At 70.5% G+C, this 23,617-nt stretch carries 25 protein-coding genes, 5 tRNA genes and 1 pseudogene; 18 read left to right on the forward strand and 13 right to left on the reverse strand.

Annotation, left to right across the window (positions count from 1 at the left end; genetic code table 11):
- The first annotated feature begins 319 nt into the window (after positions 1-319).
- Together ABH941_RS17515 and ABH941_RS17520 are read left to right on the forward strand one after the other, a co-directional pair.
- Complete coding sequence (locus ABH941_RS17515) at positions 320-805, forward strand: hypothetical protein (protein ID WP_370130219.1); 486 nt, start codon at positions 320-322, stop codon at positions 803-805.
- Between the two features lie 175 nt (positions 806-980).
- Positions 981-1,184: a cold-shock protein gene (locus ABH941_RS17520; protein ID WP_370130221.1), complete on the forward strand. Its 204-nt coding sequence runs from the start codon at positions 981-983 to the stop codon at positions 1,182-1,184.
- 92 nt (positions 1,185-1,276) lie between these two features.
- Here the strand turns inward: ABH941_RS17520 and ABH941_RS17525 are convergent, their stop codons facing one another.
- Positions 1,277-1,663, reverse strand: coding sequence for a hypothetical protein (locus tag ABH941_RS17525; protein WP_370130222.1), 387 nt, complete (start codon positions 1,661-1,663; stop codon positions 1,277-1,279).
- Positions 1,664-2,139: 476 nt separating this feature from the next.
- Here ABH941_RS17525 and ABH941_RS17530 point away from each other — a divergent pair, with 476 nt between their 5' ends.
- A complete protein-coding gene (locus tag ABH941_RS17530; RefSeq protein ID WP_370130223.1) occupies positions 2,140-2,787 on the forward strand; it encodes a DUF4328 domain-containing protein in 648 nt (215 codons plus the stop codon).
- A gap of 63 nt (positions 2,788-2,850) precedes the next feature.
- Here the strand turns inward: ABH941_RS17530 and cyaB are convergent, their stop codons facing one another.
- The gene (gene cyaB / locus ABH941_RS17535) at positions 2,851-3,405 is read right to left on the reverse strand and encodes a class IV adenylate cyclase (RefSeq protein WP_370130224.1); all 555 of its coding nucleotides are present in this window, start codon (positions 3,403-3,405) and stop codon (positions 2,851-2,853) included.
- A gap of 14 nt (positions 3,406-3,419) precedes the next feature.
- The gene (locus ABH941_RS17540; protein WP_370130225.1) at positions 3,420-4,262 is read right to left on the reverse strand and encodes a helix-turn-helix domain-containing protein; all 843 of its coding nucleotides are present in this window, start codon (positions 4,260-4,262) and stop codon (positions 3,420-3,422) included.
- Between the two features lie 116 nt (positions 4,263-4,378).
- On the opposite strand from ABH941_RS17540, the gene ABH941_RS17545 reads away from it, so the two are divergent.
- From ABH941_RS17545 to ABH941_RS17560, 4 genes are all read left to right on the forward strand, one after another.
- On the forward strand, positions 4,379-4,603 hold the full coding sequence (locus ABH941_RS17545) for a hypothetical protein (RefSeq protein WP_370130226.1): 225 nt from the start codon (positions 4,379-4,381) through the stop codon (positions 4,601-4,603).
- The gene (locus ABH941_RS17550; protein WP_370130227.1) at positions 4,600-4,833 is read left to right on the forward strand and encodes a hypothetical protein; all 234 of its coding nucleotides are present in this window, start codon (positions 4,600-4,602) and stop codon (positions 4,831-4,833) included. Before ABH941_RS17545 ends, ABH941_RS17550 begins: the two co-directional genes overlap by 4 nt.
- Positions 4,830-5,078, forward strand: a complete 249-nt coding sequence (locus tag ABH941_RS17555; protein WP_370130228.1) for a hypothetical protein — start codon at positions 4,830-4,832, stop codon at positions 5,076-5,078. The genes ABH941_RS17550 and ABH941_RS17555 overlap by 4 nt, the downstream gene beginning before the upstream one ends.
- A 135-nt stretch (positions 5,079-5,213) precedes the next feature.
- Entirely contained in the window at positions 5,214-5,354 is a 141-nt protein-coding gene (locus ABH941_RS17560) for a hypothetical protein (RefSeq protein WP_370130229.1), read from the forward strand.
- 323 nt (positions 5,355-5,677) lie between these two features.
- On the opposite strand, the gene ABH941_RS17565 is transcribed toward ABH941_RS17560, so the two are convergent.
- Positions 5,678-5,803, reverse strand: a complete 126-nt coding sequence (locus tag ABH941_RS17565; RefSeq protein WP_370130230.1) for a hypothetical protein — start codon at positions 5,801-5,803, stop codon at positions 5,678-5,680.
- A 675-nt stretch (positions 5,804-6,478) separates the two neighbouring features.
- Here ABH941_RS17565 and ABH941_RS17570 point away from each other — a divergent pair.
- Positions 6,479-6,688, forward strand: coding sequence for a hypothetical protein (locus ABH941_RS17570; protein ID WP_370130231.1), 210 nt, complete (start codon positions 6,479-6,481; stop codon positions 6,686-6,688).
- Between the two features lie 111 nt (positions 6,689-6,799).
- On the opposite strand, the gene ABH941_RS17575 is transcribed toward ABH941_RS17570, so the two are convergent.
- From ABH941_RS17575 to ABH941_RS17590, 4 genes are all read right to left on the reverse strand, one after another.
- Positions 6,800-6,875: transfer RNA gene (locus tag ABH941_RS17575), tRNA-Lys, on the reverse strand.
- 420 nt (positions 6,876-7,295) lie between these two features.
- Positions 7,296-9,608: a DEAD/DEAH box helicase gene (locus tag ABH941_RS17580; RefSeq protein WP_370130232.1), complete on the reverse strand. Its 2,313-nt coding sequence runs from the start codon at positions 9,606-9,608 to the stop codon at positions 7,296-7,298.
- A gap of 281 nt (positions 9,609-9,889) precedes the next feature.
- The gene (locus tag ABH941_RS17585; RefSeq protein ID WP_370130233.1) at positions 9,890-10,513 is read right to left on the reverse strand and encodes a hypothetical protein; all 624 of its coding nucleotides are present in this window, start codon (positions 10,511-10,513) and stop codon (positions 9,890-9,892) included.
- Between the two features lie 116 nt (positions 10,514-10,629).
- Positions 10,630-10,980 carry a metallopeptidase family protein gene (locus ABH941_RS17590; RefSeq protein WP_370130234.1) on the reverse strand — a complete coding sequence of 117 codons (351 nt, stop codon included), beginning with the start codon at positions 10,978-10,980 and terminating at the stop codon, positions 10,630-10,632.
- A 153-nt stretch (positions 10,981-11,133) separates the two neighbouring features.
- Between ABH941_RS17590 and ABH941_RS17595 the strand changes: the two genes are divergently transcribed.
- The 5 genes from ABH941_RS17595 (at position 11,134) to glsA (ending at position 14,134) form a co-directional block, all read left to right on the forward strand.
- Positions 11,134-11,206: transfer RNA gene (locus tag ABH941_RS17595), tRNA-Glu, on the forward strand.
- A 33-nt stretch (positions 11,207-11,239) separates the two neighbouring features.
- Positions 11,240-11,313 (forward strand) — tRNA-Asp (locus ABH941_RS17600).
- Positions 11,314-11,341: 28 nt separating this feature from the next.
- A tRNA-Phe gene (locus ABH941_RS17605) sits at positions 11,342-11,415 on the forward strand.
- A gap of 251 nt (positions 11,416-11,666) precedes the next feature.
- Positions 11,667-12,866 carry a hypothetical protein gene (locus ABH941_RS17610; protein ID WP_370130540.1) on the forward strand — a complete coding sequence of 400 codons (1,200 nt, stop codon included), beginning with the start codon at positions 11,667-11,669 and terminating at the stop codon, positions 12,864-12,866.
- Positions 12,863-14,134, forward strand: a complete 1,272-nt coding sequence (glsA, locus tag ABH941_RS17615; RefSeq protein ID WP_370130235.1) for a glutaminase A — start codon at positions 12,863-12,865, stop codon at positions 14,132-14,134. Before ABH941_RS17610 ends, glsA begins: the two co-directional genes overlap by 4 nt.
- A 173-nt stretch (positions 14,135-14,307) precedes the next feature.
- Here glsA and ABH941_RS17620 read toward each other — a convergent pair whose 3' ends face one another.
- The 3 genes and pseudogenes from ABH941_RS17620 to ABH941_RS17630 all read right to left on the reverse strand — a co-directional run.
- A complete protein-coding gene (locus ABH941_RS17620) occupies positions 14,308-15,969 on the reverse strand; it encodes an AbgT family transporter (protein ID WP_370130236.1) in 1,662 nt (553 codons plus the stop codon).
- A gap of 84 nt (positions 15,970-16,053) precedes the next feature.
- Complete coding sequence (locus ABH941_RS17625) at positions 16,054-16,677, reverse strand: hypothetical protein (RefSeq protein ID WP_370130238.1); 624 nt, start codon at positions 16,675-16,677, stop codon at positions 16,054-16,056.
- 97 nt (positions 16,678-16,774) lie between these two features.
- Positions 16,775-17,960 (reverse strand): annotated as a pseudogene (locus ABH941_RS17630) (IS701 family transposase); the annotation flags it as partial.
- A gap of 128 nt (positions 17,961-18,088) precedes the next feature.
- On the opposite strand from ABH941_RS17630, the gene ABH941_RS17635 reads away from it, so the two are divergent.
- From ABH941_RS17635 to ABH941_RS17645, 3 genes are all read left to right on the forward strand, one after another.
- Positions 18,089-18,769, forward strand: coding sequence for a glycerophosphodiester phosphodiesterase (locus tag ABH941_RS17635; protein WP_370130239.1), 681 nt, complete (start codon positions 18,089-18,091; stop codon positions 18,767-18,769).
- A 59-nt stretch (positions 18,770-18,828) separates the two neighbouring features.
- The gene (locus tag ABH941_RS17640; RefSeq protein ID WP_370130240.1) at positions 18,829-19,545 is read left to right on the forward strand and encodes a VIT family protein; all 717 of its coding nucleotides are present in this window, start codon (positions 18,829-18,831) and stop codon (positions 19,543-19,545) included.
- An 80-nt stretch (positions 19,546-19,625) separates the two neighbouring features.
- Positions 19,626-19,699: transfer RNA gene (locus tag ABH941_RS17645), tRNA-Asp, on the forward strand.
- 256 nt (positions 19,700-19,955) lie between these two features.
- Here ABH941_RS17645 and bldC read toward each other — a convergent pair.
- Positions 19,956-20,162 carry a developmental transcriptional regulator BldC gene (gene bldC / locus ABH941_RS17650; RefSeq protein ID WP_003949541.1) on the reverse strand — a complete coding sequence of 69 codons (207 nt, stop codon included), beginning with the start codon at positions 20,160-20,162 and terminating at the stop codon, positions 19,956-19,958.
- 590 nt (positions 20,163-20,752) lie between these two features.
- Positions 20,753-21,718: a hypothetical protein gene (locus ABH941_RS17655; RefSeq protein ID WP_370130241.1), complete on the reverse strand. Its 966-nt coding sequence runs from the start codon at positions 21,716-21,718 to the stop codon at positions 20,753-20,755.
- Positions 21,719-21,836: 118 nt separating this feature from the next.
- Here ABH941_RS17655 and ABH941_RS17660 point away from each other — a divergent pair, with 118 nt between their 5' ends.
- Positions 21,837-22,955, forward strand: coding sequence for a Glu/Leu/Phe/Val dehydrogenase dimerization domain-containing protein (locus ABH941_RS17660; protein WP_370130541.1), 1,119 nt, complete (start codon positions 21,837-21,839; stop codon positions 22,953-22,955).
- A gap of 340 nt (positions 22,956-23,295) precedes the next feature.
- The gene (locus ABH941_RS17665) at positions 23,296-23,556 is read left to right on the forward strand and encodes a DUF3073 domain-containing protein (RefSeq protein WP_134002249.1); all 261 of its coding nucleotides are present in this window, start codon (positions 23,296-23,298) and stop codon (positions 23,554-23,556) included.
- Positions 23,557-23,617 lie beyond the last annotated feature (61 nt).

A 23,617-nucleotide genomic window follows, 5' to 3' on the forward strand; every position in this document is an offset into this window, starting at 1 on the left:
CCGCTCTTTCATGCCCACCCCACCACCAGCACCTGCGTGCGAGGCATCACCCACACCGAGACAGCCGAACGCCAATCGCTTCACCACCACGCTCTCATTCCGTCAGGGTTCCCTGCTGCGACCCTGCTACGCCTTCGCCGCAGATAGGCGTTGCGGAACGATGGCCGGAGTCCGAGAGGGTGCGCGAGGTACGGGGGTCCCGCTCGACCCATGCCGGGATCCCCGCACGCAGCGTAGCCGCCGACCAGGCACCAGTGTCATGATGCACGGCGAGCGGTTCGCGCCGTCGGGTCGCTCAACGGGGGACGGGGAACCTGGCATGGTCGTGAAGGGAAATGCCGCGCGACGGCGGGGCGGGACACTGCCCGGGAGCCGATTCGTAGCCTCAGGCATCTTCCTGATTGTCGCGCTGATCCTCTTGGGCTCCGGGCTACTCAACCTCGGCCCCGACTGGGCCGCCCACACAGGGCACGGCAATCCTGGGACCTTCACCGCCAAGTACTACCAGTGCAACCGGGGCGACTGCCGGTGGTACGGAACCTTCCAGCCCACCGACACGCTGACCGTGCCGCGCGACGATGTCGGGATCGTCGGCGGGGCTCACATCAACGGCGGCTGGTCACAGGTCCCCGCGGTCGACACCGGCGACTGGTCCTACGTCTATGCCAAGGGCGGCGGGGACCAGTGGGAAGGCTCCGTTGCCATGGTGTCGGTCGGCGCTGTCGTCTTGCTCCTGTGGCTGTGGTTCGTGGTCGCTCGCCGTTTGCTGCGCCGGCGCCGCGGGCGAGTCGACGGCAGAACCTGATCGCGCGCCGAAGCATCTTGCTGTGATCCCCCGCGCGGGTGATCGTTCCGGGCGCAGCGTTGGGGTCGAACGCGCGGTTCGAAGTCCAGCTGTACCAGCAGTCCGAGGACCAGGGCGATCAACACCCCAAGGGTCCGGGCTGGTGCGGACCCTGTGATCCCGGACAGGGAGCATTATGGCCAGCGGCACCGTGAAGTGGTTCAACGCCGAAAAGGGCTTCGGCTTCATCGCCCAGGACGGCAGCGGCCCGGACGTCTTCGCCCACTACTCCAACATCAACGCCCAGGGGTACCGCGAGCTCCAGGAAGGCCAGAAGGTGACCTTCGACATCGCGCAGGGCCAGAAGGGCCCGCAGGCCGAGAACGTCACCCCGGCCTGACCCGACCGCGCAAAGGCCCCGGCTGCCCGTGATGGGCGCCGGGGCCTCCGCGAGGCCGACTTGTTCGATCAGCCGCTCAACTGGCGGGCCGCCTAGTTGACCCAGGCCCCGGGGCCCTCGGCACCCGAGGTGCCGTCGTAGACCCAGACTCGGAGCTTGTGGACGCCGTCGTTGTGGTAGAGCGGAGTCGTCAGGCCACTCGACCACTGCGTGAACTGCACGCCACCGGTGTTGACGTTCGTCGCCTCCAGGATGACTTGGCAGTTCGCGTCGCCTTCGACGATCCCGTCGGCCCAGTTCCAGCTGTTGCCGTTGGAGACAATCCAGGCGTGGCAGTTCTGGGTGACCGTGTCGCCGCCGAAGTAGTAGGTGCTGCTGGCGTTGGCGGTCCCGCCGAGGCCGATGGTGGCCCCGCCGGCGAGGGCGAGGGCAGCAGCGGCGATGGTGATGGTGCGTCGGGTCTTGCGGAGTCTGAGCATGGGTTGCTGTCTCCCGTTCGATGGTTGGCCTCCACCCCCGTGGGGAGGCCGGTAGCGGCGGCTGGTGGGGCCGTACGCATGCCAGTCTTGGCCACCGCCAACTCCCTCCCCAAGGTTTCCGGTTGAACCCAGTTGGACCCGGTTGAACCCGGTTACGTGCCCTCGCGATGCCGGCTCTCGGGACCCAGGGGAACGACGCCCGTCGGGGTGGACACGGGGGCGCCCGAATACTCGCTCACCGGGCATGAGTAGAACATCGCCCCGGCCTGACCCCCCGGCGCCCCGCACAAGCCGTGCAGGGCGCTGCTGCGGTACGGCGGTTCAGGTTGGAGGCCCGCTCGACCCGTACCAGGGTCCCCGCGCGCAACGTAAATGATTGAGGGCCTGTAACTGGGCGCGCCGTCCTGCTCTATGATCCGCTTCCGCCTTTCTCGCAAGTATCGAGAGGGCATACATCAACAGAAGCGGCATAACCGATGACCGACGCAGTACAGCCAGGGTCTCTACCAGCCGCAGCCGACGGCACTACGCCCGTTGATGCTTTGGCTCAGGCACGCAATGCGCAGATCGCCCTGGCTCTGGCCGCCCTCGTCGAGCCGGCGAGGGCGGCCTCCGGGATCTGGGACCGCACGGTTGTCGTCAACGGCGTCACGCGGGCAAGTACCTTCTACTCGCTGGCCAGCGTCCTCAATACCATTGCTGTGTTGGGCGCCGTCGTTGCCTTCCTGCTCTGGCTGCGCCGCTGCCGCACCAACGCCGACATCCTGGCCCCTGGCACGGCTACCTACTCCACCGGCTGGGTTGTGGGCGCCTGGTTCACGCCACTGCTCATGTGGTGGCGCCCGCGACGCATCGTCTTGGACATCCACAGAGCGAGCCACGCCGAAGCTCCTGACCACACTGGGATCCGGCTCATCAACTTTTGGTGGGCGGCTCGCGTCGGCTACAGCGTTACAGTCACGATCATCGTGGCACTGACGGGAAGCATCGTCCGTGTCAGCCCAGTGATCACCATCGTCCTTGAGGTCGTGTACATAGCTAGCGCCGTGCTCCTCATCGTGGTGATCAACCGCGTGACCGAGGCTCAAGCGAGGCGATTCGCACCGTCGAGCGTCTGGGCCTGAGCTGGCTTCGCAGGCGCCCCGCACCAGTCGGTGCGGGGCGCCTCGCCGTTCCGGTAGGTGTGCTCAGCGCTTCGCTGCGACCGCATCGGTGTAGAGCTCGTTCGTCAGGTCCTTGTCCTCGATGCCCAGCTCGCGCAGCACCCCACGGACATCATCAAGCGCCGCCGGCAGCTCCGACTCCTCCAAGACCATCGTCTCCAGTTCCAGGAACGTCCCGTCCAGCTCGGGCACCCGGACCAGGGTGGCCAGCATCTTCCGGCCCGCGGCATCGAACCGGTAGTTCCGGCACCGCTTGGTGAAGGCGATGCTCTGCACATAGCCCAGACCGCGCAACAGAGCATGAACGGCCTCGGGATCCTCGACCACCGTCTCGTGCTCCGGCTTGGAGCCGGACACGTCGTCGACCCGGGCGCCCTTGTAGGTCAGCAGTGACCGGGTGGACTCCGGCCCGTGGACAGTGCGCACTCGCAGTTCCCGGTCGTCGCGACTGAGAGAGCCGTCGGCTGCGTCGTAGTACGTGTCTTCGTACACCTCGGCCAAGCCGGTGCCGCACTTCTCCAACTCCTGCAGGACGTACTCCGGGTCACGGACGTGAGCCTTCACTTCGGCCTCGATCATCGTTGCTGCACCCCTCAGACGCTTCGCTCTCCGGCGTCGACCATGGATTCGAACATGCGGCAGAAGCCGCGGAACAAGGGGCCGGACGGAGTTGCCATGATCTTGTACACGGCAGAGTCGTGCCCCTCCCAGCCCGCGTCGAACGCGGACAGGTACAGGGCCGTGTCCAACCTGACGATCCGCCATGTCGGCAGGCCACGATAGCGGTACACCTGGACGCCTCCGGCGTCGACGAGTTCGCGTAGTCGTGCTTCGGCCAATCGGATGCCAGAGGCGAAGGACTCCGCCGACTCGCCGATCTCAGCGGCCCTCACCGCTGCTGCCGGCGCACCGGGGTGGAGGATCAGGACACGCACCCGTGGCGGCGGATCGAGCCGGATCAGCGAGGCGCGCAATAGGGAGTCGTTGAGGCCGAGAAGCCCGAGGCCGCGGACGGCCAGGACATCGATCTGAGCAGCTGACCGGGCCTGCCTCTGGATCTCAGCTGCGGCGCTGGCCTGGTCGGCGTAGACCCGGACGACTTCCGGGAACGCCGCCAGGTCGAAGGCCGCTCCGCCGATTCGCCGTTCCCTGCGGGCAGCCAGCCCGAGCAGGTGCCGGGCGTCGTCGGGCATGGCGAGGCCCTCGGCGATGCGCTCGTAGACGTCCAGGCGCGAGACTTCCCGCCGCCCGTTGATGATCTCGTTGACCCGGCCCTGCGTCATGCTGCACGCTGCGGCGATTCTGGCTTGGCTGAGGCCGAAGGTCTGCACATGCTGGAACACCACAGCGATGTCTCGGGTGCGCAGTGCCTGGTGGAGGTCGGCATTCTGCCATGCCCAGTCCGGCAGTTCGACGGGGAGCAGCGCTGTCGACATGGCATTCCTCGGCGTGGGCCCGACTCGCATTCATCTCACGGTGAGATTACCGCTTGGGTATCGAAGCCTCACGGTCAGTCACAAGATCCTGTCGGTGAACCGCTGAAAGGGCACCCATGGATACGACGACCGCACTGCCTCCGCTCGCCCTCCCGGTCGACGATGTGACGCTCGGCCGACTGCACGCGCTGGCGTGCTTCTCCTGCGGCGCCACGATCGGCCCCCTGGTCCCGGCCGGCCACGTCTACACCAGCGACGGTGACGGCGGCCGGTACGGCTGGCCGGTCGTCGCCTGCCCGGAGCATGTCGTCGACGAGCCTGCACGGGCGGACCGGCCGTGACCGCCCCGTCCTTAGCCGCCGGGGCCACCCTCAGGGTGCTGCCGCATCCGTGGGATCTGCACATCGACCAGTGCCGCGGCCTGCGCTGCCTGTGGTGCAAGACCACCCTCACCAGCGCCCGGGTACCGGTCGGCACCACCGAGAGCGTCCACCAGCACGGCACCCACCGGCGCGTGGTGACGTTCCGTCTCTTCTCCTGCCCGGCCTGCACCGAGGAACCGACGCCATGACCGACCCGCACCCCGACGACGCGGCGTTCCTGAACAGCATCGCGTTCACCTCGACGTACCTGCGCCGGTACTGCGACCGATGCAAGAAGGAACGCCACACCGTCATCGTCGGCGGCATCGAGGCCGGTACCGGCCCGGGCTGGGACATCCGGTTCTGCCGCCCTTGCCTCGCGGTGATCCTCGCCGACGCCCGCAGACTGGCCGACAACGGCGACCACATCCCGGCGCTGCCCGCCTACTACTGAACTCCCGCCCAGGGCCACACCTCCGAGCCGATCGAGCTGAACGTCGCCACCGCCGACGGCAACAGCGAGCTGTACGCCCTGGCCGAACTCGTCTGGTACCCGCTGTCCGACCTGCCGGAGAAGCGGCTGATCTACGTGTCCATGCACGGGGAGGACGGCGATCAGCCCCTGGGCCCGCCCGATCTTGTCGCGGTCGCCGACGGCCTGGTCGACTACGCAGAGCAGCTACGCCAGCTCGCTGACCAGCTGACCGTACCGCGGGCCGAGCAGGGATAGCGCCGATGGCCAGCGGCAAGAAGATCTAGATCTGCCCCTTGCCCCACTCGGGCCAGTCCTCACGCGGGACACGCTCGCGGCCGTGATGGTCGGCGTGAACAAGGCACTGGAAGTGGGCCGTCTGGTGCAGCGTCAGCATCACCTGTGGGTCCTGCCAAGCAGGCAGGGAGTCCTACTCCAACCGCCAGTCTGTCCACTCGGCGTCCTTTGGGCAGAGCCCGCACTTGTGAATCTCTCGCCGCTCATTGCTCATCGCGCGCCTCCGCTGTTCGCCCCTACGTTCAGCGTGCCCGCCTGTCGCCTCCCGCACTCGGGCCGACGGGCTACTCGACGTGCCCGGGGGCCTGGTCGCGGCGCTTCCTCCGGCGCGTGGCCAGGAACGCGCCCAGTGCCCAGAGCGGGAGTTCGGCCAGGCCGGCACCGAGGGCGTGTACCCAGGTGTCCGGCACCCAGAAGTGATCTAGCAAGAGCCCTATGCACCAGATCAACGCCAGGCCCGCAACAAGTGCCGTCCAGTGCGGCTTTCTCCTCATGCGGGTCAGGGTCCCACGGCCGGCCGGGTGCTGCGGGAGAGGGGTACGCAAGCCCGAGTACCCTTCGCGGACGAGTGCGGCATTCTGACACCACTCCGGCTCGGGTTCAACGAGGAGTTCGGGACACTCGACGGGAATCACCCGATCGCTGTGGCCATCCGACTCGGTCTGGACACGGTCCCGGTCGCCCTAGTCCTGGAACCGCTGACTCCGCGACCCGGCCACGCACAACCCATGCTGGCCGAGGACTTCGCTGTACTCCTCGAAGCGGCCACGCCTTAAGGCTGCGCCAGCTCTGGGCCCGTCGCCAGCACGGGCTGAGGAGACTCGAATACTGAGTACGACACCACCCGACGCCTCCGCGCGATGGCGAGTGGGAGCCGTTCGAGGCTGCGACGCGGGCCGTGTATCCGGAAGGCCGGAGCCCGTGCGGGCGTGTGATCCGCGAGTTCATGCGCTTGTACATGCGCCGCCCCGGAGCCAAGTTGCCCGAGCGCCGCCCGCCCACGGTCCAACACCACGGCGGAGCCGACCGAGCGCATCGCGGCGAAGGCCACGGCCGACAAGACCCGCCCCCAGCTCGAGTAGCCGATGGACCTCTCCCATCTGACCGACGACCAGTTGCGTGCCCTCTCCGACGGGATCTTCCTCTCGGCCGACCCGGGCCAGCTCATCCAACTCACGGCTGCCATCGCCTGGATACGGACCACCAGGACCACCGCCACGCAAAGCCGTATGGCCGCGATCAAGCACGCCGTGGAACTCAGCGTCGTCACCGAGGCGGACGTCCTCCGCTGGTAGATCGATTGCAGCTCGGGCCAGCAGCGGGCCAGCAGAGCCCGTTTTGGACCGCCATCAGGACGCAGAAAAGGCCCCGCTCCCAGCGAAGTTGCTGGTCGGGGCCTGATCACATGGTGGGCCGCGTGGGGCTCGAACCCACAACCTACGGATTAAAAGTCCGCAGCTCTGCCAATTGAGCTAGCGGCCCGGGCAGCGGTGCCGCTGTCCCCGGAGGGGGCAGGGCGCGGTGCCGAGTGAAGCCTACCTGGATCTACGGCCGGTTCCGCCACCGGATTGCCGTGCCGTCCAAGATGGCCCTGGATCAGGTGGCGGCGGGATTCCCCCGGTGTCCCGGACGGGCGCCGACGCTGATCACGATCCGGTCGGCGACGCCAGGCCCGGAAGCTTCGCCGTCCCCCTGATCTACTGGGCGCCGCCGGGGATGTACACCATCCAGGCGGTGCCTGTTCCGCAACCATTGCCGCCGGTGGTACCGGGGGCCGACCCCGGGTCCGCCGCCGTCGGTCCTCTTGGCCTCGGCAAGGCTTCAGTCAAAATGCCGCTGCCCCGCCGGAATTCCGGCGGGGCAGCGGCATGTGGTCCGTTACTTCAGATACTGCGCAGGCGCTCAGTTCTTCCAGCGCGGCTTGTTGCGGTCGGCGCCGCCGCCGAAGGACGGGCGGTCGTCGCGGCGCTGGAAACCGCCGGGACGGGTGTCGCGGTCGCCGAAGGAGCGGGCGCCGCCGGAGGCCGGGCGGTGGTCGTCGCGGCGGCCGAAGGCCGGGCGGCTGCTGCCGGCACCGCTGCGGTCGTCACGGCTCTTGTACGGGCTGGACGGACGGCCGCTGCGCTCGCCGAAGGACGGACGGTCGTCACGGCGCTGGAAACCACCACGCTCGCCACCGCGCTCGCCGCCACGGTCCGAACCGCGGTTGTCGCGGTCACCGTAGGAGGGACGGCTGTTGCCGTAGGACGGGCGGTCGTCACGACGCTGGAAGCCACCGCCGGAGCGGTTGTCACGGTCACCGTAGGAACGGCCGCCCGAAGAAGCCGGACGGTCGTCACGACGCTGGAAACCACCGCGCTCGCCGCCGCGCTCAGCGCCACGGTCGTCACGGCGCTGGAAGCCACCGCCGGAGCGGTTGTCACGGTCACCGTAGGAACGGCTGCCCGAGGAGGCCGGACGGTCGTCGCGACGCTGGAAACCGCCACGGTCGCCACCGCGCTCACCGCCACGGTCGTCACGGCGCTCGAAGCTGCGACCCTCACGGTTGTCACGGCTGTCGCGACCCCGCTCGTCCCGCACCGACTGGGTGCGCGCCGGGCGGCTGTCCTCGGCGTCCACGGCCTGGCTCTGCGCCGGGACGGTCGCCTCGACGATGCCCTCCGCCGTAACCTCCGCCACCGGCTCGTCCTCGATGCCCAGCTCGGCCCGCTCACGCGCGGCCCGGGCCGCCAGACGTTCGGCGTCGGCGCGCAGGTCGGCGGCGTGCTTGGTGGCACGCTCCAGCTCGCGGGTCAGCTCCTGGACGTCCTTCTCGGCCTGCTTGGCCTGGGTCGCGACCGACTCGGCCTGAACCTCGCTCAGCGAGCGGGCGCCGGTGATCTTGATCAGGTCGGCGTCGAAGGCGCCGCCGACGATGTGGCGGGTGGCCTCGACCCCGGCGTCCTCCAGCAGGCGGAACGCGCCGCGGCGCTGGTGCGGCAGGATCAGGGTGACGACCGTGCCGGAGCGGCCCGCACGCGCGGTGCGGCCGGAGCGGTGCAGGTAGTCCTTGTGGTCACCGGCCGGGTCGACGTTCAGCACCAGGTCGACGTCGTCGACGTGGATGCCGCGCGCCGCGACGTCGGTCGCGACCAGGACGTTGACGTAGCCGTCCTTGAAGTCGCCCAGGGTGGCGGTGCGCGCGCCCTGGGTCATGCCGCCGTGCAGGGCGTCGGCGAGCACGCCGGCGTCGCGCAGCTGCTCGGCGACCCGGTCGCAGCCCATCTGGGTGCGGACGAAGATGATCGTCCGGCCCTTGCGGGCGGCGATGGCGTTGGTGACCGGGGCCTTGTCCTTGGGCTTCACGACCAGGACGTGGTGGGACATGGTGGTGACGGCGCCGGCCGACGGGTCGACCTCGTGCGTCACCGGGTTCTTGAGGTAGCGCTTGACCAGGCTGTCGATCTCGTTCTCCAGCGTGGCGGAGAACAGCATCCGCTGGCCGCCGGCCGGGACCTGGTCGAGGATCTCGGTGACCTCGGGCATGAAGCCCATGTCGGCCATCTGGTCGGCCTCGTCCAGGACGATGACCTCGGTCTCGTCCAGGGTGCAGGCACCGCGGTTCAGCAGGTCGCGCAGGCGGCCGGGGGTGGCGACGAGGATGTCGACGCCGCGCTCCAGCGCGTAGATCTGGTTGGACATCGAGGTGCCGCCGCAGACGACCTTGAGGCGCAGGTTGAGCACCGAGCCGTACGGCTCCAGGGCGTCGGCGACCTGCATGGCCAGCTCGCGGGTCGGCACCAGGATCAGGCCGCGCGGGCGCTTGGCCTGGCTGCGGCTGCCGCCGAGGCGGGTCAGCAGCGGGAGGCCGAAGCTCAGGGTCTTGCCGGAGCCGGTGCGGCCGCGGCCGAGGACGTCCTTGCCGGCCAGCGCGTCCGGGATGGTCGCGGCCTGGATCGGGAAGGGCTCGGTGACCCCGCGCTTGGCGAGGGTGCGGACGATGTCCTGGTGCAGGCCCAGGTCGCCGAAGGTGACCTTCGGCTCGGCGGGGGCGGCGTCGGTGTCAGTGTCGATGGCGTCGGCGTCGATGGTGTCGGCGACGTCGGTGGTGTCGATGGAGTCGGCGCCGTCCGTGGAGTCGGTCGACTCCGCGATGACGTCCGTGGTGACGGTGGCGGCGGGGGCCTCGATGCCGTATGCGGGCATGGCGAAGCGGTCGTCGTCAACGAGAGACATGAAGAACCTTCCGGAATATGGCACGCGCCAATTCCGCGGGGTTCACCTACAACCGCCTCAATGCGGTCAGCCACGGAGTGCACGGTACGCGCCAGGGCGCCTGATGGAGTAGCAGCAGCGCCGGGCAAATGAAACAAACAACGATCTACCAAGATAGCCTAGGGCCGACCCCCGACGCAAACAGCCCTAGCTGGGCACAAGACGTCAGGAGCAACCCGAAGCTCATCCGCACGCTGCCGCACACATCCGACAGCGAACGGGATCCTGATTCTATTCCCGCCTCAGGAGGGCGAGTTGGAGGGGGCGGACGGGGACGGGTCGGCGGGGGCGGAGCTCGGCGGGGTCGTCACCGGCTGGGTGGCCGGGGCGGTCGAGGGAACCGCGGAGGGTGTGGGAGCACCGGTCATGCCCCCGGCCGAGCCTCCGGAGGTGGAGCCGCCGGCCGTACCGGCACCGGCGCCGCCCGACGTGCCGGCGGCGCCGCCCTGTCCTGAGCCGGCGCCGGCGACCGGGGTCTGCCCCGCGCGGACGGCGCCGGGAGCAGCGGGACCGCTGGGCTGCGCGGCTCCCGACGCGGCGTTGCCGGTGCCGCTGGGCGCGGCGGTCGCGGACTCCCCCGGCCCGAGGTGGTGCTGCGCTCCGGTACGGGTCCGGCCTCCGAGGCCGTCCTGCGAGTGGCCGGGGGCCGAGGCCCCCTCGGAGACGGGCCCGCCGGACACGGCCGGGCTGCCCACGCCGCCCACCTCGGTGCACCCGGTCAGCGCCAGCGCCGCGAGCGCGCCGACCGCGGCCCCCACCGCGGCGGCCCGAAGCCCGGAGCGCGGTCGGGAGTGCGGTCGGGAGTACGGTCCGAACCCACGGCCCGACCGCAGCCCGGCCCCGCCACCATCAATCCTGCTGCCCACCGTGCGCGGCCCCGCTTCCCGTTCGGTACGGCGACCGCCACCGACGGCCCTGCTCCGTCCAACGGCAGGGCCCGGCGAAAGGACACGGCCATCCGGCTCACACCGGCACCCGGGACTCAGCCGTACCCGAGCGCGTGCAGCCGCTCGTCGTCGATGCCGAAGTGATGGCCGATCTCATGGACCACGGTCACTCCCACCTCGGCGACCGCCTGCTCCTCCGTCGTGCAGATCCGCAGGATGGGGTTGCGGTAGACGGTGATCCGGTCCGGCAGCACCCCGGCGTACCAGTCGCCGCGTTCGGTCAGCGGGGTCCCCTCGTACAGCCCGAGCAGTTCAGGCATGCCGGGTTCGGGCTCGTCCTCCACGAAGATCACGACGTTGTCCATCAGCCGGGCCAGTTCCGGCGGTATCCGGTCGAGTGCCTCGCCCACCAGCTCCTCGAACCGCTCTCGGTCCATCTCCAGCACGCTGCTCCTCGGGACTGTGTTCGGGACTGTGTACGGCACGGCACGACCAGCGGCACGACCAGGGACGGAACGAAACCATTTTGGCGTTACCCGTCCCCATCCCATATGCTTCTGAACGTCCCCGACGGCCGAAAGGAAGCCGGGAGGGCCAGCGCCCTCATCGTCTAGTGGCCCAGGACGCCGCCCTTTCAAGGCGGTAGCACGGGTTCGAATCCCGTTGGGGGTACGCATTACACCGCGCGCAGGTTCGCCTGTGCGAGGCCTCGTGGAGCAGTTGGTTAGCTCGCCACCCTGTCAAGGTGGAGGTCGCGGGTTCAAGTCCCGTCGAGGTCGCAGTGTTCCTCCTTTCGAGGGGGATCACGGCCAGGTAGCTCAGTTGGTACGAGCGACCGCCTGAAAAGCGGTAGGTCGGCGGTTCGACCCCGCCCCTGGCCACAGCGGAAACACTGCACCGAGCAGTACGGAAAGCCCCCGGCGATATCACCTGCCGGGGGCTTTTCGGCGTCTGCGGCGGTCGGCTGCCGCTCCGTAACGGACGCATGCTTTCCTCTTACGTCCGACCCGTACTCTGTGCGCGCCCCATCGGGCGGATGTGCGATCGCGCGGGAGAGGACCAGGTGAGCAGCCGAGCCGGCAGAGCAGCCGCCCGCGACGACTACGGCAGGCGGACCGGGCGGATCTGGTTCCTGCCGCTGCGCCGGCACACCGCGCTGCTGGCGCTGTGGACCGTGGTCTGGTTCCTGCTGGTGGCCCGGAGCGGCGGGGTGTCCTGGCACTACCTGCAGCAGGGCGAGCAGCTGCTGTTCGGCGGCGCCCCGGGGGGCGGTCTCTCCCTCTACGCCCAGCATCCGGAGCTGCAGATCGGGCCGGTCAGCCTGCTCGCCGCACGGCTGTTCGCCCCCTTCCAGCCGCAGACCGGGCAGCTGGTGGCCGAGGCCGTGATGTCGGCGCTGGGCCTGGTGATGCTGATCCTGGTGGGCCGGACCGCGGCGCAGTACCACCTGGGCACCGGGACCAACCACCGGCGGTTGCAGCAGCGGATACTCATCGCCGGCCTGGCCTTCATCCCGATGTGGGTGGAGGTGTCGGTCCGGTTCGCGCACCTGGACGATGTGCTGGCGCTGTTCTTCACCACCCTGGCGGTGCACTCGCTGAGCCGGGGCGGCAGCACCGCGGTCGGGGTGTGGCTGGCGCTCGCCGTCGACGCCAAGCCCTGGGCGCTCTCCTTCGCCGCGCTGCTGTTGGTACTGCCCCAGGGGCGGCGGCTGCGGGTGGCGGCGCTGTTCTGCGGTCTGGTCGCGGTCGCCTGGCTGCCCTTCTACCTGGGCAACCTCGACTCGGTGGCCGCCGCCAGGTTCGCCATCCCCAACCAGCCCGCCTCCTCGCTGCGCTGGCTGGGGGTCAGCGCGCAGTCCACCCCGCCCTGGGACCGTCCGGCGCAGCTCTCGCTGGGGCTGGTGCTGGGAGCGCTCGCGGTGCTGCGCGGACGCTGGCCGGCCGTGGTGCTGCTGGGCGCCGACGCCCGGATCCTGCTGGACCCCAGCGTCTACACCTACTACACCGCCTCGGTGCTGCTGGGCACGCTGATCTGGGACGCGGTGGGCCAGCGGCGGCTGGTGCCGTGGTGGAGCTGGATAGCGCTGCTGTCGCTGTACGGGGGGACGCTGCTGATCCCTTCGGACCCGGCGCGCGGCCTGGTGCGGCTGGGCTTCGTCGCGCTCTCCACCGCGTATGTGCTGCTCTGGCCCACCTCACGGAAGCGGAAGCGGAAGGGGAAACGGGACCGGACCCGAACCGGAGGCCGAGCCCAGGCCCGTACGCCGGAGCCGGCGGGCGCGGCGTCCGAGTGGCCGGGCCCGCCCCGGTCCAGCACGATCGGAGCATGACGCCGCCTCAGGGACCAGCCGGTATCCAGGGACCAGCCGGCATCGATGTCGTCAGCGAGGCCCTGGCCGACCTGTACCGGCGCTGCCGGGGCCTGGACCAGGGCGCGGTGGCCGACTACATCCCCCAGCTGGCCCTGGCCGACCCGGACTGCTTCGGCCTGGCCCTGGTGAGCATGGACGGGCACCGCTACCGGGCCGGCGACTCCGGAACCGGCTTCACCCTGCAGTCGGTGACCAAGCCCTTCGTCCTCGCCCTGGCCCTGTCCGAGCTGGGCCCGGACGAGGTGGGCCGCCGGGTCGGCTGCGAGCCCAGCGGCGAGGCGTTCAACGCGATCAGCCTGGACGCGGTGACCGGACGTCCGGCGAACCCGATGATCAACGCGGGCGCCATCGCGGTCACCGCGCTGGTCCCGGCTGCGGACCCGGGGGAGCGCTTCGCACGGATCCTGGACTGCCTGGGCCGCTTCGCCGGACGCCGGCTGGACGTCGACGAGGCGGTCTGCCGCTCGGAGGCGGCGACCGGCGACCGCAACCGGGCGTTGGCCTACCTGATGCGCGGGACGGGCGCGCTCCGCGGCGACCCCGTCGAGGCGGTGGAGACCTACTTCCGCCAGTGCTCGGTGCTCGCCACCGTCGAGGACCTCGCGGTGATGGCGGCGACCCTGGGCAACGGCGGGGTGAACCCGGTGACCGGCGAGGCGGTCGTCCCGGAACCGGTCGCCGTGCAGGTGCTGGCGGTGATGGCCACCTGCGGGATGTACGACGCGGCGGGCGAGTGGATGCTGCGGGTGGGGCTTCCGGCCAAGAGCGGGGTGTCGGGCGGCCTAGTCGCGGTGGCGCCGGCCCGCTTCGGGGTGGCTGTGCACAGCCCCCGGCTGGACCGGGTGGGCAATCCGGTCCGGGGAGTGGCGGCCCTGCGGGAACTGTCGGAGCGCTTCGGCCTGCATCTGATGCACAACCCCGCCCCGGGAGCGGCGACGGTGCTTCCGAACGGAGCCGACACAGTCCACCCCACCCGGCTCGCGGCGCAGGGCGCTCTGGACTTCACGGCGGCGGAACGGCTGCTGTTCGCCCTGGCCGACCGCGTGCCGGCGGCCCCGGGGCGGCTGGTCCTGGACCTCGACCGGGTGACGGCCGTGGACGCGACCGCGGAAGCGATGCTGACCAGGGCGCTGACCCTGCTCGCCGAGCGGGGCCACCGGGTGGTCCTGGTCGGAGACGTGCTCGGGAGCGGGCCGTGGGAACGGGTGCGGTCTGCGGGCGCCTGAGGGATTTTCGGCTGCGGACCGTAGCGGGCTTGTCGCGCAGTTCCCCGCGCCCCTGAGGGGGCTGCAACTGAACCTCTGTGGATGAGTTGCAGCCCCCTAGGGGCGCGGGGAACTGCGCGACAAGCCAGGCAGATGCCGCTGTCAGGCTCCGACGGAAACCACCCGCCCGCGCCCTAGAGGTGCACCGGTGCGCCCGGGCCCAGCGGGATGCCGATCAGGTACCACGCGACGAAGAACACCAGCCAGGTGGCGGCGACCACCAGCGTGTAGGGCAGCATCATCGACACCACCGTGCCCACCCCGGCCTCCTTCTTGTACTTCTGGGTGAGCAGCACGATGAAGGGGATGTAGACCATCAGCGGGGTCACGATGTTCATCGGTCCGTCGCCGACCCGGTAGGCGGCCAGGACGGTCTGCGGGGCCACGCCGAGGCGGATGAACAGCGGGATGAAGATCGGCGCGAAGATCGCCCATTTGGGGATGACGCCGGGGATGATGATGTCCAGGACCAGGGTCACCAGGATGAACCCGATCAGCAGCCAGACCGCCCCGATGTTCGCCCGCTCCAGCGCGTCGGCCAGCTTCACCGCGATCACCGTGGCCATGTTGGAGTAGTTGAAGTAGGCGATGAACTGGGCGATGATCAACAGCAGGAAGATCAGCCCGCCCAGGCCCGCGAAGGTCTTGGTGATGGCGGCCATCGCGGCGGCACTGCCCTTGAGGGTCCCGGCCCCGGCCCCGTAGCAGACCCCGGCCACCAGGAAGAGCAGCATGATGATGAAGATCAGGCTGTCCATGAACGGGGAGTTGTCGAAGACGCTGCCGGTCTCCGGGTTGCGCAGCGGGGCGCTCGGGAACGCGGTGAGCAGCACCAGCACCACCACGACGGCCAGCAGCCCGAACAGCGCGAACTTCAGGCCGCGCGCCTCCGCCTCGGGCGCGACGGCGTCGCCGTCCTCGTCCGCGGCGGCCTGCGCCGGGGGCAGGTACTGGCCCAGGCTCGGTTCGACGAACTTCTCGGTGAGCACGGTGATGATGATCGCCAGGAAGAACGTCGAGGCGATGCCGAAGTAGAGGTTGGAGGTCAGGTCGATGCTGCCGTGCGGGTCGACCAGGTGGATGGCCTCATTGGTGACCTCGGTGACGATCCCGTCGGTCGGGGTGATCAGGACGTTCACCCCGAAGGTGGCGCCGACGGCCGCGAAGGCGGCGGCCAGCCCGGCCAGCGGGTGGCGTCCGACGCTCTTGAAGGCGACCGCCCCCAGCGGGATCAGCACCAGGTAGCCGGCGTCCGAGGCGATGCTGGACAGGATGCCGAGCAGCACGATGATGAAGGTCAGCGTCGCCGGCGGGGAGACCGCGACGAGTTTTCGGATCAGCGCCCCGATCAGGCCCGCCTCCTCGGCTAGCCCCACCCCGACCATGGCCACCAGGATCACCCCGACCACGCCGAAGCTGGTGAAGTTGTCCACCGCCGAGGTGAAGACGAAGCGGATCCCGTCGGCCGTCAGCAGGCTCTTGACGTGGGTGGTCTCGGTGGTGACATGCACCTCGGGGTGGAGCTCCGCACCCGGCGGGTAGGTCACCGTCGGCTCGCTCGACCCCTGCGGATAGGTGACCGAGCCGGCGACCGGCGCGGGTGAGGCGGTCTCGTAGGTCGCGTGCACGCCGAAGGCCGACAGGATCGCCGACAGCACGACGACCAGGACGATCAGCAGCAGGAAGATCACGGCCGGGTGCGGGACCTTGTTGCCCGCCTTCTCGACGCCGTCCAGCAGACGCTGGGTGAAGGACCGTTTGCCCGAGTCGTCGGGGGCGGCTGCGGCAGTACTCATGGGCCATATGTCCCATATGTATATCTGATCCTTATGCGGGCGCGCCGTCGTCCCCGAGAGAAGTACTCGCTCGGCCGAACCGGCTCAGTAGCGCTGGGCCTTGGCGACCCTGGGGACCAGGTTGAGCTCGGACGGCTTGGTGCTGAAGGCCACCGGCTGCGCCTTCTGGCCGGCCGCCAGATCGGCGGCGCCCACCACATCGCTGTCGACGACCTTGCCCGAGCCGTCCACGAAGTCGACCCGCACCGCGAAACTGGCGGTCGATCCGGTCCGGTTGGTGATGGTGACAATGGCCGCGTACAGGCCACCGGTCCGGTCGCGGTTGAGACCGGTCAGCCCGACGTCGGCGACGGCGTTGCCGCTGCCCTGGACGTTCGCCAGCGCGGCCGTGGCGGCGGCCTTGATCGCGGCGGTGCCCGCGGCCGCGGAGGAGGCGAACGCGGCGGCGGCCGAGGCGGAGGAGGCGGCCGCCGATGCGGCGGACGCCACGGCCGAGGCGGCCATCGAGGCCAGCGACGAGGGGCCCTCCCCCGAGAACGACGCGGTGGCGGGCCCGGTGGCGGACATGGAGGCGGCCGCGGACGAGGCTGCGCTGCCCGTGCTGGTGGAGGAACTGCCGCAGGCCGCCAGTCCGACCACCGCGGCCGTTCCCCCGGCGAGAAGCGCGCCGGCCAGCGTCAGCCGCCCCGCACGCGTGCCTGAACCCACCTGAAATCCGCCCACCGTCGCACCCATCGTCCAGGGCCGGGTTCCTGATCCCGCACCTGGCCTCATCCTGGGTCCGGACCCGGACGCCCCGCGACCGCGCAGACCCGTCCGGGGTATGCGGGTCGGTGCGCGGCGCGGTGGGCGGGAGCTCAGCCGAGTCGCTGCTCGACGGTGAAGGCGAGGGCGGCGGTGCTCAGGGTGACATGGTGGTGCCAGCCCGGCCAGGAGCGGCCCTCGTAGTGCCCGAGCCCCAGCCGGTCCCGCAGCACCCCGCGGTCCTGCGCGACCCTGCTGCGGCTCCCGGCCAGCCGGACCAGCTCGGCCGGCGGAGTCCGCTCCGGCAGGTCGGTCAGCCAGAAGCCGCTGGGCGCCGCCGCCGCGTCGGGCCACTCCACGAGCAGTCCGGCTTCCGGCAGCACCCCGTCCCACCGGCCCTCGCGGGCCACCGCCGCCTCCCGCGCGAGCCGCCGGGCCCGGGCCCCGGCCGGGCGGACCCGCAGCAGCAGGAAGCGCGTCGGCGGGCCGGTCCCGTCGACCCGGGTGTACGCCGCCCGCCCGGCGCTCTCGGCCGTCGCCCGGACCGAACGCGGCGCCTCGCGGTAGCGCGGCAGTCCGCGCCCGCGCTGCCCGGCGGTGGCCAGGGCGGGGCGCAGCTCCGCCGGAAGCACCGTCAGCTCGCTGTGGACGCCGACCAGATGGGGTATCCCGCGTGCGGTCAGCCCGGCCCGGAAGCCGGTGCTCGTACCGTAGGCCGAGTCGGCGACCAGCAGCGGCGGGGTGAGCCCCCAGCCGGCCAGCTCGTCCAGGGCGTCCAGGGCCAGCCGCCACTTCTCCCGGTGCCCGACCCCGCCGGGCACCCGGGCCCGCTGCCGCCGCTCCGCGTCGTCGGCCCACTCCTGGTTCAGGAACAGCCGCCACTGCAGCGGGCAGGACGCCTCCGGGGCGACGGCGTGGACGCCGACCGCGACCTGGCAGCGGGCCTTGCGGCCCAGACCGACGCTGAACTGCCGGGCCACCCCCACCGACAGCCGGCCGTGCTTGGGGAAGGAGACGTCCTCGACCACCCAGGCCTGCGGACCGATCACCGGCAGCACCCGCTCGGCGATCCGGCGACGCACCGGCGCCGGGTCCCAGGGCGAGCGGTTGACGAAGTGGCGCAGGTTCCGCGGCACGCCGCCGCCGGCCCCGCCGTCCAGCACCAGCCGCCGCAGGCAGCCCACCGCCCGCTCCCGCTGGTCCCGCCGCCGCAGCGACCCGAGCACATCCGCCGCGTACGCCGCCAGCGCGTCCGTCCCCGTTGCCGTGCCCGTTGCCGTGCCCGCCGTCACGTCCCCGCCCCCAGGTGTCTCCACCCCTCCACGGTGCGCCGTCCGCGGTGTCCGGGGAAGACCCTCTCGGTACCCTCCCTTGCATGACACTCCTGGTCGCGCACCGCGGTGATCCGCTGCGGCTGCGGGAGAACACCCTGCCCTCGGTGGCGTCGGCGATCGGGCTCGGCGCCGACTGGGTCGAGATCGACGTACGGCTGACCCGGGACGGGGTCCCGGTGCTGCTGCACGACGAGACGCTGACCCGGTTGTGGGGGTACGACCTGCGGGTCGATTCCCTCAGCCACGCCGAGCTGGACGGGCTCGGCCACGACGGCGGCTGGCGGATCCCGACGCTGCGTCAGGCGCTGGAGCTCGCCGCCGACAGCAGGGTCCCGCTGATGCTGGACGTCCCGGCGCCGTCCGAGGCGCGGGTGGCGGTGGAGCTGGTGCGGTCGATGGGGCTGCTCGGCGGGAGCGTCTTCACCGGGGGCCCGGCCGCGCTGGCGGACGTCAGGGCGGCTGCGCCCGAGGCGGCCGTCGCCATGAGCTGGGAGTCGCTGCTGCCGCCGCGCGCCGGGCTGCTGCGCCGGGTGCGCCCGCAGTTCTTCAATCCGCACCACCGGCTGCTCACCCGGGCCAGGGTGGCCCGGATCCAGCGCCGGGGCCTGAAGGTGAGCACCTGGACCGTGGACGACCCGCGCCGGATGGCTGCGCTGGCCAGGGCCGGAGTGGACGCCATCATCTCCAACGACATCCGGGCGCTGCGGTCCGCCTGCGGCTGAGCCGCTTCGAGCAGCCGCTTCGAGTGGCTGCCGCGCCGTCCCGCGGGCAGACTCCCGGAGTGACCACCGACAGCAGTACCGCGACGCCCGAACCGCACCAGAACGGCCTGGCCACCCGGCTCAACTGGCTCCGCGCCGCGGTCCTCGGCGCCAACGACGGCATCGTCTCCACGGCCGGCCTGGTGGTCGGCGTCGCCGGGGCGACCAGCTCCGCCCGGACGCTGCTCACCGCCGGGCTCGCCGGGCTGCTGGCCGGCTCCCTGTCGATGGCGGCGGGCGAGTACGTCTCGGTCAGCACCCAGCGCGACTCCGAACAGGCCGCCCTGGACCTGGAACGGCTGGAACTGGACCGCACCCCGGACGCGGAGCTCACCGAACTGGCCGGTCTGTACGAGCAGAAGGGCCTCACCCCGACCCTCGCCGCCGAGGTGGCCGAGGAGCTCACCGCCCACGACGCCCTGGGCGCCCACGCCGAGACCGAGCTTGGCATCGACCCGGACGAGCTCACCAACCCGTGGCACGCGGCCGGGGCGAGCTTCCTGGCCTTCACCGCCGGCGCTCTGCTACCGCTGCTGGCGATGGTGCTGCCGCCGGCCTCGGTCCGGCTGTACATCACGGTGGTGTCGGTGCTGGCGGCGCTGGCCCTGTGCGGCTGGGGCAGCGCGCGGCTGGGACGCGCTCCGGTCCGCGCCTCGATCCTGCGCAACGTCGCCGGCGGCGCGCTCGCCATGGGCGTCACCTACCTGGCCGGAACCCTGCTGGGAGCAGCCGACTGATCGCCGCAGCCGGTGCCGACCTGCGGTTAGACCTCACCCCCCGGAATGGAGTATGGTCTGGGAGTCGAACAGCACAGCCTGGCCTCGTGGAGCAGTTGGTTAGCTCGCCACCCTGTCAAGGTGGAGGTCGCGGGTTCAAGTCCCGTCGAGGTCGCAGTGATCAGCCCGAGTCCTTACGGATTCGGGCTGATGTGCTTTCCGGGTCCGCAGCACCGGTCACACACCACCTGTCACACCTGTGACACAGGTCACTTATATTTTCCGGAGATACTCGCACGTAAACGCCTCATCGGCGGGCATCAATTTTATATGTACAATTGCACCGGCTTAAAAAGCTCTCCTGACCAGCAAAAAGAAGTCGCACCGAACCCGGCGGAGTTCGGTGCGACTTCTCTTGTCTTTCAGATGCCTCAGGCCTCGCTGCGCTGCTGCGGAATGCCCGCAAGCAGAGCACGGACCTCCGCCTCACGGTAGCGGCGGTGCCCACCGAGCGTACGGATCGACGTGAGCTTGCCGGCCTTGGCCCAGCGAGTGACCGTCTTGGGGTCAACGCGGAACATGGTGGCAACCTCAGCCGGCGTCAGCAGCGGTTCGGCGTCAGGGGTACGAGCGGTCATGAGCGGCCTCCTCGGGAGAACCGAACCAACGCGGTTCTTTCCTTCAAATTCTGCACCTTGGTCTGCGATGCCCGAAATGGCATGCGCCGACCGAGTCGGTAATAGGACGAACGGCTTGTCCTCGGCACTACAACTACACCATCCGTCCAGCACCGACGGCCAAACCATCGGAATTGACCCTCACGGGCTCAAGCTCGACGGATGGCCATGGACCATGTCATAGCGGACAGTCACCCTTTAGTGACGATCAGTCATGACATGACCAGACCCCCCGCGTCCCCCGCGAAGTCTCTCGATCCTCCGCAGATCTCCACAGGTTGTGGACACAATGATCTGCGGTGAGGCTGGTTGTCCTATTTTGACACCCTGAGAGTACTTCGCGTCAACGGTGAGTCACGTCACGTTCGTGGGGTATTGACCCGATCCAGGACGTTGGTCCTATGTGGGCGGGAGATAAGCCCCCGTGTGACGTATGAGGGAAGGATGCCATGCGTCCTCAGGGGTGGTCTGGTCCAACCCTGGCGTGAACTGTCGTGGCGGAACCCCGCCAGAGCTCATCCGGCACACCCGTACCGCGAACCGAGCGGCCGTCAGTTCGCGTACTGCAGCTCCTGCACCCGGCGCCAGCGCTCGGTCAGCGCGCGGTAGGAGCGGCCCGCCCGGGACCCGTCGCCCTCGCGCAGGGCCGCTATCCCCTCGGCGACCTCCTCGACCGAGCGGTCCCCCGCCAGACCCTCCTCCGGGATGACGTCCACCAGGCCGCCGTAGTCCAGCTCCACCAGTGAACGGGGGTGGAACTCCTCCAGCCAGCGGCCGACCTCCTCCACCCCGGCGACCATCGGCCCCTCGTCCAGGGTGTCCCGGAGCACCCGGTAACCGCGCGCGACCCTCCTGCGCGCCTGTGCCATGGATGTCCGGTAGCGCATTACCGGCGCGGTCCGCCGCTTCACGCCCCCTGCGGGCTCCTCCGCGCCCTCGTCCGGGCCGTTCGCACCCGCTGCGCCGAGTTGGTCGTCCGGGTCGGCCCCGTCCGTCCAGCGGCCCGGCTCGAACTCCCGGTCCTCGGCGCCGAAGAGCAGGAACCAGCGCACCGGGACGTTCCAGGTCTCGGTGAGGATCCACGGCCGGCCGTCCGGGTTCTGCGCCCGCCAGCGGTCCCAGTCCGCCTCCGCCTGGGCCCGGACCCTCGCTGGTACCGCCGCGTCCAGCAACGGGGCCGGGAGCAGCTCCTGGAGCTCCTCCAGGGCCATCCAGGTCCGCAGCCGGGTCCGCCACGGGCAGAGGTAGACCACGCCGTCCGCCTCGTGGACGAAGGCCTCCCGGCTCTCCTGCTCGGGAACGGCCACCGGCGGCACCGCGATCAGGTCCGCCAGCCGCCGCCGCGCCTCCTCCAGGGCGGTCGCCCCGGCCACCGCCGCCGGCCCGCGCCGGGCCGCGGCATAGCCCTGCCAGTACGACCGCTCCGGCTCCCGGAAGGCAGCCAGCGGCTCGTACACGCGCAAGTACGCGGCGTAGGGAGGTCGCACCGAGGTCCGCAAGGTAGCCACGTCCCGCATCGTCGCACGGCGGCACACACCCGTCCTACGCTTCAGCCACAACGCCCGCACCACAGCAGCGGGCGCCGTCGACAATGGAGTCACCACCGTGACCGAAGTCAGTGAGCGTTCCGGTGTACTGCACCGGATCTTCGCTTCCGAGACCGCAGCGGCCCCCGGCGACAGCCACGAGCAGGTCGTCCTGTGCCACGATCGCGACAGCGGCCTGAAGGCCGTCATCGCCATCCACTCCACCGCCCTGGGCCCTGCCCTCGGCGGCACCCGGTTCCACCCCTACGCCTCCGAGGAGGAGGCGGTCCAGGACGCCCTGAACCTGGCCAGGGGGATGTCCTACAAGAACGCCCTGGCCGGCCTCGACCTGGGCGGCGGCAAGGCCGTGATCATCGGCGATCCGGCCCCCCGCGCCGAGGGCGGCGACAAGAGCGAGGCCCTGCTGCGCTCCTACGGCCGCTTCGTCCAGTCCCTCGGCGGGCGCTACGTCACCGCCTGCGACGTCGGCACCTACGTCGCCGACATGGACGTGGTCGCGCGCGAGTGCGACTACGTGACCGGCCGCTCCCCGGAGAACGGCGGCGCGGGGGACTCCTCCGTGCTGACCGCCTTCGGGGTGTTCCAGGGCATGCGCGCCTCGGCCCAGCACCGCTGGGGCGCCCCCTCGCTGGAGGGCCGCCGGGTCGGCGTGGCCGGCGTCGGCAAGGTGGGCCACTACCTGGTCCGGCACCTGGTGGAGGAGGGCGCCCGGGTGGTCGTCACCGACGTCCGCGAGGACGCCGTCAACCGGATCCGCGCCGCCCACCCGGAGGTGGAGGTGGCCGCCGACGCCGACGCGCTGATCCGCGCCGACCTCGACGTCTACGCCCCCTGCGCCCTCGGCGGCGCGCTCGACGACACCACCGTCCCGGCTCTCACCGCCGGAATCGTCTGCGGTGCGGCCAACAACCAACTGGCCCACCCCGGCGTCGAGAAGGACCTCGCCGACCGCGGGATCCTCTACGCGCCCGACTACGTGGTGAACGCGGGCGGAGTGATCCAGGTCGCCGACGAGATCCAGGGCTTCGTCTTCGAGCGGGCCAGGGCCAAGGCCGCGAAGATCTTCGACACCACCCTGGAGATCTTCGACCGGGCCCGGGCCGACGGCGTGCCCCCGGCCGTCTCCGCCGACCGCCTCGCCGAGCGCCGGATGGCCGACGTCGGCCGGCTCCGGTCGATCCTGCTCACCGGACCCCGGAAGCAGTAGCCCGACAGGCGATCGGACAAGAACCGCATTCTCACCTGACAGGGCCGTCCGAGGGATACGGAGTGCCCGGACGGGGGACAATCGTCCTGGAGCGCCCCCTTCCGGCGCTCCGGGACGACTCCTGCGAAAGCCACCCATTCCTGCCTTGACCTGCATCGATATGGTCACAACCCGAGCCGGGGTGCGGCATGTCGCACGGGCGGCGTACCGTACGGCCCTGTAAGCAGGTACCGTTATTGCTCTAAGGACCGACCCTCTCACTCCGGCGAGGGGTCGTTCCTCATCATGAACGCGTGTCAAGACTCGGGGCCATGAGCCCCGTCGTTGAGGGGGTCGAGCCATGGGGCGCGGCCGGGCCAAGGCCAAGCAGACAAAGGTCGCCCGCCAGCTGAAGTACGGCGACGTGGGTTTCGACCCGTCACGTCTGGCCAACGAGCTGGGCGCATCGCCAACGAGGGAACCGGTGAATCCGGAGCCTCTTGATGACGATGAGGATGACGACGACGATCCGTACGCCTCGTACGCACAGCTGTACAACGGCGAGGACGACGACGAAGAAGAGGACGAGCCAGCGGGCCACCACGCCCGCAAACACGCTTGACCTCTTCGAGCCGACCGAAGAGCCGATCCGGTGCCGACCGGGTCGGCCCTTCGGCGTATCC

It is taken from the genome of Streptacidiphilus sp. EB103A, assembly GCF_041261405.1.
Taxonomy (GTDB): domain Bacteria; phylum Actinomycetota; class Actinomycetes; order Streptomycetales; family Streptomycetaceae; genus Streptacidiphilus.